The 13,887-nt window shown below is 54.8% G+C and carries 13 protein-coding genes and 1 tRNA gene; 11 read left to right on the top strand and 3 right to left on the bottom strand.

Annotation, left to right across the window (positions count from 1 at the left end; genetic code table 11):
• Nucleotides 1–35: 35 nt before the first annotated feature.
• Entirely contained in the window at nt 36–938 is a 903-nt protein-coding gene (locus TH25_RS21200) for a DMT family transporter (RefSeq protein ID WP_114090271.1), read from the top strand.
• Nucleotides 939–1,019: 81 nt separating this feature from the next.
• On the opposite strand, the gene TH25_RS21195 is transcribed toward TH25_RS21200, so the two are convergent.
• Nucleotides 1,020–1,093 (bottom strand) — tRNA-Gln (locus tag TH25_RS21195).
• A gap of 356 nt (nt 1,094–1,449) precedes the next feature.
• Here TH25_RS21195 and TH25_RS21190 point away from each other — a divergent pair.
• From TH25_RS21190 to TH25_RS21170, 5 genes are all read left to right on the top strand, one after another.
• Nucleotides 1,450–2,607, top strand: a complete 1,158-nt coding sequence (locus tag TH25_RS21190) for a Ppx/GppA phosphatase family protein (protein WP_258549258.1) — start codon at nt 1,450–1,452, stop codon at nt 2,605–2,607.
• Between the two features lie 64 nt (nt 2,608–2,671).
• Nucleotides 2,672–3,475: an RlmE family RNA methyltransferase gene (locus TH25_RS21185; protein WP_114090306.1), complete on the top strand. Its 804-nt coding sequence runs from the start codon at nt 2,672–2,674 to the stop codon at nt 3,473–3,475.
• 352 nt (nt 3,476–3,827) lie between these two features.
• Nucleotides 3,828–4,352 (top strand): PAS domain-containing protein, encoded by a 525-nt coding sequence (locus TH25_RS21180; RefSeq protein ID WP_114090305.1) that lies wholly within the window; start codon nt 3,828–3,830, stop codon nt 4,350–4,352.
• Between the two features lie 267 nt (nt 4,353–4,619).
• Entirely contained in the window at nt 4,620–6,086 is a 1,467-nt protein-coding gene (gene guaB, locus TH25_RS21175) for an IMP dehydrogenase (protein ID WP_114090269.1), read from the top strand.
• A gap of 242 nt (nt 6,087–6,328) precedes the next feature.
• Complete coding sequence (locus TH25_RS21170) at nt 6,329–7,666, top strand: RsmB/NOP family class I SAM-dependent RNA methyltransferase (RefSeq protein WP_114090304.1); 1,338 nt, start codon at nt 6,329–6,331, stop codon at nt 7,664–7,666.
• A gap of 206 nt (nt 7,667–7,872) precedes the next feature.
• On the opposite strand, the gene TH25_RS21165 is transcribed toward TH25_RS21170, so the two are convergent.
• Nucleotides 7,873–8,241 (bottom strand): hypothetical protein, encoded by a 369-nt coding sequence (locus tag TH25_RS21165; RefSeq protein ID WP_114090268.1) that lies wholly within the window; start codon nt 8,239–8,241, stop codon nt 7,873–7,875.
• A gap of 344 nt (nt 8,242–8,585) precedes the next feature.
• Between TH25_RS21165 and guaA the strand changes: the two genes are divergently transcribed.
• The 5 genes from guaA to TH25_RS21135 all read left to right on the top strand — a co-directional run bounded on the left by guaA (nt 8,586) and on the right by TH25_RS21135 (nt 13,331).
• The gene (gene guaA, locus TH25_RS21155) at nt 8,586–10,139 is read left to right on the top strand and encodes a glutamine-hydrolyzing GMP synthase (RefSeq protein ID WP_114090266.1); all 1,554 of its coding nucleotides are present in this window, start codon (nt 8,586–8,588) and stop codon (nt 10,137–10,139) included.
• Nucleotides 10,140–10,447: 308 nt separating this feature from the next.
• Nucleotides 10,448–11,647, top strand: a complete 1,200-nt coding sequence (locus TH25_RS21150; protein ID WP_114090265.1) for a tyrosine-type recombinase/integrase — start codon at nt 10,448–10,450, stop codon at nt 11,645–11,647.
• Between the two features lie 60 nt (nt 11,648–11,707).
• The gene (locus tag TH25_RS21145; protein ID WP_061322547.1) at nt 11,708–12,400 is read left to right on the top strand and encodes an HNH endonuclease; all 693 of its coding nucleotides are present in this window, start codon (nt 11,708–11,710) and stop codon (nt 12,398–12,400) included.
• On the top strand, nt 12,397–13,038 hold the full coding sequence (locus TH25_RS25135) for a hypothetical protein (RefSeq protein ID WP_181847751.1): 642 nt from the start codon (nt 12,397–12,399) through the stop codon (nt 13,036–13,038). The genes TH25_RS21145 and TH25_RS25135 overlap by 4 nt, the downstream gene beginning before the upstream one ends.
• Nucleotides 13,038–13,331, top strand: a complete 294-nt coding sequence (locus TH25_RS21135; protein ID WP_114090264.1) for a nucleotidyltransferase domain-containing protein — start codon at nt 13,038–13,040, stop codon at nt 13,329–13,331. The genes TH25_RS25135 and TH25_RS21135 overlap by 1 nt, the downstream gene beginning before the upstream one ends.
• 71 nt (nt 13,332–13,402) lie before the next feature.
• On the opposite strand, the gene TH25_RS21130 is transcribed toward TH25_RS21135, so the two are convergent.
• Nucleotides 13,403–13,702 carry a hypothetical protein gene (locus tag TH25_RS21130; RefSeq protein ID WP_220151475.1) on the bottom strand — a complete coding sequence of 100 codons (300 nt, stop codon included), beginning with the start codon at nt 13,700–13,702 and terminating at the stop codon, nt 13,403–13,405.
• Nucleotides 13,703–13,887 lie beyond the last annotated feature (185 nt).

Genomic DNA, 13,887 nt, shown 5'->3' with positions numbered 1-13,887 from the left:
GCGGGCATTCCTGAACAAAGTAAAAAAGGCTCCGGATGCCCAAAACCCCGTCTGCCAATATCCTGAAAGCTGTTCTCGCGATTGTCGTTTCCGTATTGGCGCTTTCGCTGGGCGATGCGATGATCAAGGCGACAAACCTGTCATTGCCATTGTGGCAGATGTTTGTTTTGCGCTCGGCGTTAACGATTTTGCCTTTGATGTGGCTTGTGTGGCATCGGGGTGCGGGGTTCCGTGTTTCGCGCTGGACGGTGCTGCGCAGTGTTTTACTGGTGGTGATGTGGCTTGGTTACTATGCCAGTTTGCCGCTGGTGCCGCTGTCACTGGCGGCGGCGGCCTATTATACCAGCCCGATTTTCATTTTGATTATTGTCGCGTTTTGGGCGCGCAAAATGCCATCTGCCCGGGCGTTTTTGGCGATCATCTTTGGCTTTGTCGGCGTGCTTTGCGTTATTCGCCCCGATACGGTCGGGTTTGACGGGGCGGCATTGCTGCCTGTTCTTGCGGCAATTCTATATGCCTGCGCGATGGTGCTGACATCGACAAAGTGCCAGAAGGACGACCCGTTTGTTTTGGCCGTTATGCTCAATATGGCCTTTATTCTGTTTGGCGGACTGTTGGGCATGTTTGCGGGCGAAGGGGATTCGTTCCTGCTGGGTCCGTGGCAGGCCGTGAGTGCGAATTTGATGCTGATTGTGGCAGGACTGGCCGTGCTGATTTTTATTGGCAGTGTCGGGGCGGCGATCGCCTATCAAACCGGGCCCCCCGCACTGGTTGCCGCATTTGATTACAGCTATCTGGTGTTTAGCGTCATTTGGGGGCTGATCTGGTTTGGCGAGGTGCCGGATGTTTGGGGACTTGCCGGCATTGTTCTTATTGTCTCTGCCGGGTTGATTGCCGCGAACGGGCAGAAGGCAAAAGGGGCTGTCTTGCGCGACTGATGCCTCGCCCACGAGGCAATCATGAATGTCCTGTTCGACACTCTAATCGTCAGGTCCGCAGATGTCTATTTTAGGGGAGATTGGCTGGGGAACCTGGATTCGAACCAGGACTGACGGAGTCAGAGTCCGTAGTTCTACCGTTAAACTATTCCCCAGCAGAACTTTTATGTTACGCCGATTGGCGTGGAGCGGTGTTTATAAAAACGCCTGCGTTTTGGCAAGCGTTTTTTTGAGAATTTGTCATTTTCCGATGCGAAACAGCTTTGCCGTTCCTATATAAAAAAGCGCAAATCGCTGCGACGTTTCCGTGACCTGTCGCCCGGATTTAACCACAAGGTAAATGGGGGCTTTGCGTTATTTTGCAATCTCGGTACACTTATGTGACAGATTCGGCGTTTTCGTGGTCACACTGTTTCCAATTCGCCATGTTGTTTTGTGGCAGAGGGAATGTTATCGCGGAAAATAGCGGTTCTGTGCAGGTAAAAACCAACTGGCAAAGGATATTGTGAAGGTGTCACACAGCTTTCCCCATAACACATCCCGCGGGTCGTCGAGGCTCGATAGCGGGAATGGTGTGCCCGGGGATCGCGTGCTGGGGGCATCCGGGCACAATCCTGCCGGGGTATCTGCGGTAAAACCCCGTTCGCTCAGCAGCCATCCGCCGCTTTTTGGCGCCATTGACCTTGGCAGTTCCAATTGCCGGTTGCTGGTTGCCCGCCCGTGCAATAGCGGATTTAAGGTTGTGGATGCCTTTTCACGCGTAGTGCGCCTGGGGGAAGGGGTGCGCGAAAAGGGATATTTGTGCCAGGGCGCAATGGACCGGGCGATTGAAGCCTTGCGGATTTGTGCCAAAAAACTGCGCAAACATCCGGGTATCAAGTTGCGCGCTGTTGCCACCGAAGCCTGTCGATCGGCTGATAACCGGGATGATTTTATTCATCAGGTCGAGGCGGAAACCGGCATTACCCTGGACATTATCAATGCCGAGGAAGAAAGCCGCCTGGCTTTGCAGGCCTGTTCGGCGCTGCTTGATGACCGGCCCTATGCCATTGTCTTTGATATTGGGGGCGGCAGTACCGAAATTTGCTGGATCAAGGTGGCACAAACCGGGGAAACCCGCTGTATCGAAACTTTGTCCATGCCGTGCGGTGTATTGTGCTTGACGGAACGTTATGCCAGTGTTGAAAACCGCCGGGACCGGTTTGAGGCGATGCGCAGCGAAATTCGCGAACGGCTGGAAGATTTCGCCCAGCGAAATTGCTGTTCGGATATTCTTGATGACAACAAGGTGCAGATGATTGGCACCTCGGGCACCGTGACCACCTTTTGTGGCATTGCGCTTGGCCTTGAACGGTATGAGCGACACAAGGTCGACGGGTCCGATTTGCGCTTTGACGATGCCGAACGCGTGACAGAGCTTTTGTTGCGTATGGAAGCTGATAAACGCAAGGGACACCCCTGCATCGGCAACCAGCGGGCCGAGCTTATGGATGCCGGGGCGGCCATTTTTGCCGCCATTCGTGATATTTGGCCGCTGGCAACATTAAAGGTTGCCGACCGGGGATTGCGCGAAGGTATTCTGGTCGATTTGATGCGTGCGGACGGTCATGCTATTGACCCGTGCGAGGCGCGCCGTCATATAGGGGCCCGGATACCGGCATCGGTTTAACTGGCGATGGGCATTTTTGCTGCCGGACCCGTTCATTTATACATTTCAATTTCAGGATTTTCTTATGACCGATCAACGCAGCGGAAAAGGTGGCGGACGCCGCCGCAAGGGCTCGGCCATTGCCGCGATTGATACTGGCGCGCGTCGCGGGCTGCGCACGCGTGTCAAAAGTGCCAAGGGGCGCAAAATTTCCTCGACGCGCTGGCTCGACCGGCAATTGAACGATCCCTATGTGCAGGAAGCCCGCCGTCTGGGCTATCGTTCCCGTGCGGCGTTCAAGCTGATTGAAATCAACAACCAGTTCGACATCCTCAAACCCGGTATGCGGGTGGTCGACCTTGGCGCGGCCCCGGGCGGCTGGACCCAGGTGGCGGTGGATATGGTTGGCTCCAAGCAGGGGCGCGGCCAGGTTGTCGGGCTTGATATTCTGGAATGGGAAGGCGTGCCGGGTGCCACCTGTTTGCAGGCTGATTTTCTGGACCCGGCGGCACCGGACATGATCAAACATGCCCTGCAAGGGCCGGTGGATGCCGTGATTTCCGATATGTCACCCGAAACCACGGGGCATCGTCAGACAGACCATATTCGCATTATTGATCTGGTGGAGCATGCCCTGCTTTTTGCCGAGGAAGTTTTGGCACCGAACGGCATTTTTATCGCCAAGGTGTTTAAGGGCGGCACCGAAACCGAACTTTTGAATCGCATCAAGCAGCATTTCCGTGTGTCCAAACATGCCAAACCGCCGGCATCGCGGGCCGAAAGCCCGGAGACCTATCTGATTGCCACGGGTTTTCGTGGGCAAAACAATGCCGAAAGCGACATTGCCTCGGCCGAATTGCCCAGGGACGAGGATTGGTCGCCGGTGTGACCGGTTGGCGATAGGTCAACTTGGCCTGAACTGTTTTATTTGTACCCGTTTATTTGTGCCTTTTGGGGCGCAGAGGCAACGCGCCGGATGATATGTCCGGCGCGTTTTTTGATGGGCGCAAAGGCGCGTGTATCGTGGTTGAGGCAAAATTGAAAGCAGCCGGATGCTTTTTGCGTTAGGTCAAACATCCTATGCAAAAGGAGGGTTATAGATTGAGGACACGGTTTCGCGAGAGGGGTTTGGAACCGTGCGGGGATTGGGGCGGCGATTTTCGTGACATATCGGGAATGCGCGCCAGGCTGGCATGGTTGTGGGTTGAAAACCCTGCATGTCAGAAATTTGGGGGTTTCTGATGAAGCAGGAAAATTTGCGCCTGACCGGCGTCGAGCGCCATTTTGACGAACATGAAATCATTGTCAGCAAGACCGACCTGAAAGGGCGGATTACCTATGCCAATGATGTGTTTTTGCGCATATCAGGTTATCGCGAGGATGATCTTTTGGGGCAGCCGCACAGCATTATCCGGCATCCGGACATGCCCCGATGTGTTTTTTCCCTGATGTGGGAAACCCTTGCCAAAGGACGCGAGATTTTTGCCTATGTGATTAACCGCTCGGTCAATGGGGATCATTACTGGGTCCTGGCCAATGTGACGCCCAGTTTTCATGCCGATGGCAGCATTCGCGGCTATCATTCCTATCGGCGCAAGCCCCGGCGTGATGCGGTAACGGCAGCGGCAGAGCTTTACCGGCACTTGTGCCGTGCCGAAGAGAGTGTACAAAACCGGCGCGATGGCATGAAGCACGGCACGGCCGAGCTGATGGCTTTGTTACAATCCCGAAGGATGGATTATGACCAGTTCGTTTTCGCTTTATAAATTGTGTATTGCCTGTTCGGTGGCGGCACTTGTTCCGTTTGCCTTAACGATCATGCTGATTGTGATCGACGGATAACATTACCGGGCTGCGGGCGGGCACAAAAAAAGGGCTTTGCCAAACAGCAGCCCCATCGACCAGTATCTAACGGAAACGGAAAAACAATGCAGCAATAAAATTTCAGGGCTGCATTGTGCGGCTATCCCTTGGCACGGGAGCCATAACGTGTATAAGTTCCGCGCCAACTCAGATTTACCGAGGTGGTGTAGATGTCCCGTATCGAAGAAGCCCTGACTTTCGACGATGTCCTGATCAAGCCCGCGGCCAGTTCGGTCCTGCCGGCACAGGTTCAAACCAATACCCGTCTTACCCGTGATATCGAATTGCGTGTGCCGTTGCTGTCCTCGGCAATGGATACCGTTACCGAAAGCCCGATGGCAATCGTCATGGCGCAAAATGGCGGTATGGGCGTTATTCACAAGAACCTTGATATTGTCCAGCAGGCCGAAGAAGTGCGCCGGGTGAAAAAGTTTGAATCCGGCATGGTGGTTAACCCGATTACCATTCACCCGGATCAAAGCCTGGCCGATGCGCTTGATTTGATGGATGCCAACCATATTTCCGGAATCCCGGTGGTGGAACGCGAGACCAAAAAGCTGGTCGGTATCCTGACGAACCGCGATGTGCGTTTTGCGTCCAACCGCGCACAGCCGGTTTCCGAACTGATGACCTATGAAAACCTGGTCACGGTGACGGAAAACGTCAATACCGACGAAGCCAAGAAGCTTTTGCACCAACACCGCATTGAAAAACTTCTGGTGGTTGATGATGCCTATCGTTGCACCGGCCTGATCACGGTCAAGGACATCGAAAAGGCCAAATTGCATCCCAATGCCTGCAAGGATTCCAGCGGTCGCCTGCGTGTTGCGGCCGCAACCGGCGTGGGCGAGGAAGGTTTCCGCCGCTCGATGGCACTGATCGAGGCCGAGGTGGACGTGCTGGTGATTGATACCGCACATGGCCACAGCGCCGGTGTGATTGCCGCAGTCGAGCAGGTCAAGGCCCGTGCAGGCAAAACCCAGATCGTCGCTGGCAACGTTGCCACCCCCGAAGCCGTGCGCGCCCTGATCGAGGCCGGTGCGGATGCGGTGAAGGTCGGGATCGGTCCGGGCTCGATCTGTACCACCCGTGTTGTTGCCGGTGTGGGTGTGCCGCAGCTCACCGCCATTCTGGAATGTGCCGCCGAAGGCAAAAAGCATGATGTGCCGATCATTGCCGATGGCGGCATCAAATTTTCGGGTGATATTGCCAAGGCGATGGCCGCCGGGGCCAGCACCTGCATGGTCGGCTCGCTTTTGGCCGGGACGGACGAAGCCCCGGGTGAGGTGATCCTTTATCAGGGCCGTTCCTATAAATCCTATCGCGGGATGGGCTCGGTCGGGGCGATGGCGCGTGGCTCGGCGGACCGTTATTTCCAGGAAGATGTCAAAGACAACCTGAAACTGGTGCCCGAAGGCATTGAAGGCCGCGTGCCTTACAAGGGCCCGGCAAGCCAGATCATTCACCAGCTTGTGGGCGGTTTGAAGGCGGCAATGGGCTATACGGGCTCGGCGACGCTCAAGGACTTTACCGAGCGGGCAACCTTTGTGCGCATCACCAATGCGGGCCTGCGCGAAAGCCACGCCCATGATGTGACCATCACCCGCGAAGCGCCGAACTATCGCCCGGGTGCCTGACGCTGACGCTGATGCCCAAGCCGGTTGCAGACGCAAGCGGTGCGACATGGCCCTGATGGAAGTGCTGGCCTGCCTTGCGTGTGAAACGGTTGGCGTTGGCAGACTGGCATGATATGAGCGGCCAGGATTATGGATGACGGCGGATGTTTTTTCTGCCGTCATTGTCTTTTTACCGATATTGGCAAGCGCGCCTGCAGAGCTGGAATCGCGAACGCCAATTTAACCAGGTCTGGAAGTACGTTTTGAAACCCGGAGCACGCATAGCTGCCGTTATTGAGCTTTATGACGGCTGGACACATACCCGCGATGACGCCGACCGCGTTATTTCGGGCTATTTTGGCACCCGTCGCTATATTGGTGGGGGCGACCGGCGGGAAATTGGCGAACGCTTCTATGACCTGATTCGCCATCAGGCCCGTTTGGGCTGGTGGCTGGTGGAAACCGGTTATGAACACCAGGATGGCCGTGCGCGCATGATTGCGGCACTGGTGCTGAAAGATGGTCGTTCGCTTGATGACATCGCCGATATGTTCAATGGCGATCAGTTTTGCCCTGATCCGCTGCATCCGGCGGAAAAGCATCTGATCAACAAGCTGTCCGGTCAGGCGCTGGACCATGATGCCCAGCCTGGCGCTGTGAAAACCGAACTGCCCAAATGGCTCTATGCGGAGCTTTTGAAGCTGCATCACGAACATCTGCCTGCCGAAATGGCGGCCTATAACCAGCCTGCCAAGCTGGACTTGCGGGTGAATACGTTGCGCGGCAGTGTCGATAGCGCCATTCGCTCGCTCGAAAAAGACGGCATCAAGGGCATTGAACGCACCCCCTATGCGCCCAACGGCCTGCGGTTGCCGCTGGGTTTGAATATGCTGGTTGCGGCGGCCTATAAGGACGGGCTGATTGAAATTCAGGATGAAGCCTCGCAGATTTGCGTGAAGCTGGTGGATGCCCAGCCGGGCATGAAGATTTTGGATCTGTGTGCGGGCGGCGGGGGCAAGACGCTGGGCATGGCGGCCGATATGCGCGGGCGTGGCCGAATTCTGGCCTGTGATACGCATGGCAACCGGCTGGATAATGCCCGCAAACGCGCCAAACGGGCCGGGGCGGGCGATTGTATTCAGCTTCGCAGCATTGCCGATGAGCGCGATAGCTGGCTGCGGAACAAATCGGGCTTTTTTGACCGTGTATTGCTTGATGTGCCCTGTTCGGGCCTGGGGACATTGCGCCGGAACCCGGCGCTGCGTTGGCGCATCGGGCAGCGCGATATTCGCGCGCTGACATTGCAGCAAAGCAAAATCCTCAAGGCCGGTGCCGCCCGTGTCACCAAGGGTGGCCGGCTGATTTACGCCACCTGCTCGATTTTGCCCGAAGAAAACGAACGCCTGATTGAAACCTTCATGCGCGATCGCAAGGATTTCAGGGCCGTGCCGATAAGCGAAATCTGGCCCGATGCTCCGGCATCGGTGCCCGTACCAGGCGGCAAGGACAAGCCGTGGCTGCGCCTGTCGCCCAATATGCACGGAACCGATGGTTTCTTTGTTGCGGTATTTGAACGCACCGCCAAGGGGAACAAGGGTTGATGCGCGGGCAGGGCCTGGTGCTGGCATTTGCCGGGGCCCATCGCGCCTGCCTGCTTTCCCGCGCTCCCACTGTATTTGCACAGAAAAACGCCCTGTCCCAAAGCGGGACAGGGCGCCGTTTTTCAGGTCATGGACGTGACCTGGCGGGGGCGATGCCCCGCGCAGTTTGCTCTGGCGGTGTTTTCACCTGCCGTGTGTCCTTGTTGTTATTCCTTGTTCATCAAGGTGCTGTCGCTCTCGGTTTTGCCACCGGCGGGGGGCGTCATCTGAACCGGGGCGCTGCCATCGCCGCTACGGGTATCCTCGGTGCCGGTCGGGCTGTTGCTCATGCCGTTCGACATGGTGTCATCCGTTGCCGGGGCGTCTGGAACAGTGCCTGTTGCCGGAACTTCGCCGGTTTCAGCCGACGGGGTGTCACCGCTGGTGGCCGGGCTTTGCTCGGCCGAACTGTTGGTCAGCGGCGTCATGCTGCTGTCAGCTTTATCCTGGGTCATGGCGATGGCGGTTGCTGCGCCGGCAATCAAAAGAAGGCCCGCAACGGCAAGAGCGATTTTACTGCCTTTATTATCATTCATAGCTTTTGGTCCCTTTTTGGTTTGCTCGCCGGGCGCGGTATGTTCTGCGCTCCGTCAGTTTTCAATCTAAAAGCCCATTGCGCACAAAAAAGGGACCAAATGTGCGAATTTGGCGATCAAATACGGCCAAATTGGCCGGTTTGCGACCTTGATGGGGCTGCTGCGCCCCTGCGGGCATTGCGTGATCAAGCGGCTTTCGCTGCCGTGCGGCGGGCGGGCGGTTTGATCACGCAATGTTCAAAGCGCAGCATTTTGACCGTTGGGCAGCCATTGCGCCGGGTTGCCGAAACGGCTGGTTTCGCGTATGTACGGCGCATCCCCTTGAGCGATGGAGAAACGGCCCGATGACAGATCGTGTGCTGATTATTGATTTCGGATCGCAGGTAACGCAATTGATCGCGCGGCGTGTGCGCGAAAGCGGCGTTTACTGCGAAATTCACCCTTTTAACAACATCTCGGATGCGTTCCTGGATGAATTTGCCCCAAAAGCGATTATCCTTTCGGGCGGCCCGGCCTCCGTGCATTGGGAAAAATCGCCAGCAGCCCCGATCCGGGTGTTTGACATGGGCATTCCGGTGCTGGGCATTTGTTATGGCCAGCAAACGATGGTCAACCAGCTTGGTGGCAAGGTCGAAACCTCGGAACATCGCGAATTTGGCCGCGCCTTTGTGGACGTGATCGAGGATTGCGCCCTGTTTTCCGGCATTTGGGCCGTGGGCGCGCGCGAACAGGTCTGGATGAGCCACGGCGACCGGGTTGATGCCCTGCCCGAAGGCTTCCGCGTGGTTGGCAAGTCTGACGGGGCACCCTTTGCCGCCATTGCCAATGACGAAAAGAAATTCTATGCCGTGCAGTTCCACCCCGAAGTGGTCCACACCCCGCATGGTGCGCAGCTTCTGCGCAACTTCACCCATGATGTGGCCGGGTGCGTGGGCGACTGGACGATGGATGCCTATAAGGACGATGCCATTGCCAAAATCCGCAAGCAGGTCGGCGATGGCAAGGTCATTTGTGGCCTTTCCGGTGGTGTTGACAGCTCTGTCACGGCGGTTCTGATCCACGAAGCAATTGGCGACCAGCTGACCTGCGTGTTTGTGGATCATGGTTTCATGCGGGCGGGCGAGGCCGATCAGGTCGTCACCCTGTTCCGCGACCATTATAATATTCCGTTGGTCCATGTGGATGCCTCCGCGACCTTTATTGGCGCAATCGAAGGCGAAACCGACCCGGAAATCAAACGCAAAACCATTGGCCGTCTCTTCATCGAAGTGTTCGAGGAAGAAGCCAAAAAAATCGGTGGTGCGGACTTCCTGGCCCAAGGCACGCTGTATCCGGATGTGATTGAAAGCGTTTCGTTTACTGGCGGTCCGTCTGTCACCATTAAATCGCACCATAATGTCGGTGGTCTGCCCGAACGCATGAATATGCAACTGGTCGAACCGCTGCGCGAACTGTTCAAGGACGAAGTCCGTGACCTGGGTCGTGAACTGGGCCTGCCCGACAGCTTTGTCGGCCGTCACCCGTTCCCCGGACCGGGCCTTGCCATCCGCATCCCCGGCCAGCCGATCACGCGCGAAAAGCTCGATATCCTGCGCAAGGCCGATGCGATCTATCTCGAAGAAATCCGCAATGCAGGGCTGTATGACGCCATCTGGCAGGCCTTCGCCGTGCTGCTGCCGGTCCGCACCGTCGGCGTGATGGGCGATGGCCGCACCTATGACTATGCCTGCGCGCTGCGTGCGGTAACCTCCACCGACGGCATGACGGCAGACTATTTCTCCTTCCCGCCCGACCTGCTCGGCCGCATCGCCAACCGGATCATTAACGAGGTCAACGGTATCAACCGCGTCACCTACGACTACACCTCAAAACCACCGGGAACGATTGAGTGGGAATGATCACACGTTAGGCACTAGCTGGTACTAACTGGCATAGAGATACACTTAAGCCCATGTTTTAATGGGCTTTTTTGTTATTGTGTCTGGCAGTATTTGGCAACTGATGGCAGCGGGAAGCACCGCTTGAGCGTGGTATCCAAGGTGGTATTATCGAGGCATGATGCCATGAGTGATAGCCGATACCATGCTGCTTGATCCTGTGTGTTCATGGTATTGAAATTTCTTAACTAACTGGTTTTATTGGTTTTATTGTCTGATTTTTGGATGGTCTTTCAGCATGGTATCGGAATCGAAGAAGGATAAGACTCTTGCTTACCGATACCAAGCTGCGCAACCTCAAGCCGAGGGATAAACTCTACAAGGTGAATGATCGGGATGGCCTCTATGTGGCTGTCACCCCTGCCGGTTCCATCTCATTTCGTTACAACTACTCGATCCATGGTAGGCAAGAGACAATCACCTTTGGCCGCTACGGCGTTGGGGGCATCACTCTGGCAGAAGCCCGTGAGCGACTAGGTGAGGCCAAACGGATGGTCGCAGATGGGAAGTCGCCAGCGAAGGAGAAGGCCCGCGACAAGGCGCGTGTGAAAGGGGCTGAAACCTTTGGTGCCTGGGCGGAAAAGTGGCTACGTGGCTACCAGATGGCCGACTCTACCCGTGATATGCGTCGCTCGGTCTATACGCGAGAGCTGGAAACGAAATTCGGCAATCAGAAGCTGACAGAAATCACCCACGAAGATTTGCGGGCGCTAACCGACGCCATTGTGGAGCGGGGCGCTCCTGCTACGGCTGTCCATGCGCGTGAGATTGTACTCCAGGTATACCGCTGGGCCACTGAGCGAGGCCAGAAGGTTGAGAACCCGGCAGACCTGGTGAGGCCAGCAAGCATTGCCAGGTTTGAGCCGCGAGACCGTACCCTGACGCCCGAGGAAATCAGACTGATGTACCAGTACATGGGCCGTATTGGTACATCGCCATCAATCCGGGCAGCGGTTAAGCTGCTGTTGTTGACGATGGTGCGCAAAAGCGAGCTGACGAATGCCACTTGGAGTGAGATCAACTTCAGCGAAGCGCTCTGGACGATTCCCAAGGAGCGGATGAAGCGACGAAACCCTCACCTGGTGTTTCTATCCAGGCAGGCCATGGACATCTTCATCGCTTTGAAGACGTTCTCCGGTGGATCGGATTATGTTCTGCCGTCGCGTTACGATTCTGACGTACCCATGGGCAGTGCCACGCTGAACCGGGTGATGACGATGACTTATAAGCTGGCCCAGAAAGAAGGACAGTCGCTTGCCAAATTTGGTCCTCACGATCTGAGGCGCACAGCCAGTACCTTGCTCCATGAAGCCGGTTACAACACCGACTGGATAGAGAAATGCTTGGCACATGAGCAAAAAGGTGTGAGGGCGATATATAACAAAGCCGAGTATCGTGATCAGCGTACAGCTATGTTGCAGGACTGGGCTGATATGATTGATGAATGGACTGCTGGAAAGACCCGATAACTTTTCTTGTATTTTATCTATGGATTAATTGTATCCGCATCAGATTATAGGCTTGTAACCATGGCAGAGCGTAAACAAATACCTACAAAAACGAAACTTCGGCTGTTTTCGGAGGCAGCAGGTCACTGTCAACGCCCCGACTGCCTTCAGCCTCTTTTTCCCGCTGAAATGGGTGGGGACAAGCATATAGCTGAAATGGCTCATGTGATTCCACATGGAGAAACGGGGCCGCGCCATGAAGAAAGGCCCACTGGAGGACTTGAGGTCGACTCTTTTGAAAATCTTATTCTGTTGTGTCCCACATGCCATACGATAGTCGACAAAGATCCCGGCGGATATAGCCGAGGTACGTTGCTAGATTGGAAAAATAATCACCTTGCTGCTTTGGCACACAGACAAGGAATTCGTACATACGATGAGCGTGGCCAAGTTAGATGTGCCGTGGTCGCCGCCATGGCCGAAAACAAAGCTGTATGGAGGGAGTTTGCGCCCTCCGATGGATCAGGCTTTGAATATGATCCAGAATCTGAAGCAGCGAAAACGTGGATGCAGAGGATGCGAGGTGTCATTCTGCCTAACCATTTCCGTATCCAGGCCATTATCATGGCAAACCAACAGCACATGACGGAAGCTGAGCTACAGACATTCGCACAATACCAAGAGCATGTTCGAGGTCTCTCAGAGCGACATGTTTGTGGCGTAGCAGGCAGTGCTATCCGCTACCCAGAAGAAATGGATGGAATCTTCTCATGAACTGGCAGGTGAACTATGCGCTTCAATATATATTGGAAGCTCATAAGAGTGCGTCAGCACAGCATATTCACGGTGATGCTATCAAAATTACGCTGCCTCATCAGCCCGACATTGTGGCAGTTGTCTCGGCTTATTACACGATCAATGCTGACTTAGCGGAACAATACCATGAGGATTTCCCCGATATGGAATTCCTTTGCGGATATCGAAAGGAATGCGTTTGGGAAGGTGAAGCGATCGAATATTTAGAAAGAAACGCAATAGGCTGGGGAAGTGCCGGTACACTCGGTTCCGCCCTTTCCAACGGCAATGTAAGGAGTGCTTCCCATAAGGATTTCTTCTTCTCCTACCGGCTCATTAGTCAAATGAGATCTATTACAAATCTTGATAGAGAGTTTGACCGAGTTTTCACGATGACGCTTGCCAACGGGCGTACATTTCGAGTGGGCATGATCATGGAGTATGAGCCGACAGCTGACGCTATTCGCACCTTCTGGGATCGGTTCGGCCCCATCGACATTGCTTGGAATATCAATCCGAACGGGAATCCCACTCAGAATGCCATTGAAGCAGGAAGGGATCTTGGCTGTGAGGTGATGAAATGGGAAGAGTTAAAGAAACTGTTACGGAACCGTTGATGAAGGCACGTGGGGTGGCAAGACACTTACTAAAATCTTGCGAGTCCCTGCGTGAGTTCGAATCCTACATGTTCGGCTCTTCATTGCTCGGTGTAGGCAGCGATTTCGATATTTTGATTGTTGGTCCGCCTGGTGAGGCTTTGTTAAGACTTAAGGCGGAATTGAGAATTGCGGGGAAAGAGCTGCCGCTCGACGTTCTATATATGTTGCCTGCGGAGGCGGAGGAAACAGGGTTCGTTACAAGTCAAGGGTGCATAACCCTCGCGAAATTGGCGGACTCTGAAATGCACTGATTACTGCCTCCCTTCTCGCGCAGATCAAGTTGGCTAAAATTCTAGTCAGTGAATTTTAGCGGCTAAAATTTCTATTGGGCTTTTTCCGGCCTGTTAGCAGGAAGCAAAAAATCTTTGCGAACGGCTGCTAATGCTTTGGATACTGCTTGAGGTGTCATTGGTTGTTGTTTCCTGCTTAGTAGCTTTTTGCCAATTTGAGATTGAGTGTAGCCATAATGCTGAAGTACCAGCATTTTCTTCTTATTGTCTGAGAGCTTAGAGTCGACCATCTTTCGAGCCAGATTGCGAAGCTCCGCTACGTCTGCTGGCTGTAATGTTAAATTCAACATGAATAGGAAGAAATAGTCATCGATCAGTTTGTCTCCTGACATAGCATGAGGCTTAGAGCGATGTGCAGATTGATGAGTTAACCTGGAAAGTTCGATATTGAATTGTGCGAGGGAGCGCTTTGCTTGTTTGTAACTTGGATTCCACTCGTCATTGGCAAGTTTGGGGCGATGCTCTTTGCAGTAATTGTGGCTAAGTTCTAGGCTCAGGACTCATTAATTGAGGTAAA

The sequence above is a fragment of the Thalassospira profundimaris genome (assembly GCF_003326755.1).
Classification (GTDB): Bacteria; Pseudomonadota; Alphaproteobacteria; order Rhodospirillales; family Thalassospiraceae; genus Thalassospira; species Thalassospira profundimaris_B.
The sequence above is the reverse complement of the archived record's forward strand: the minus strand, read 5'-3'. Positions and strand labels throughout refer to the sequence as shown.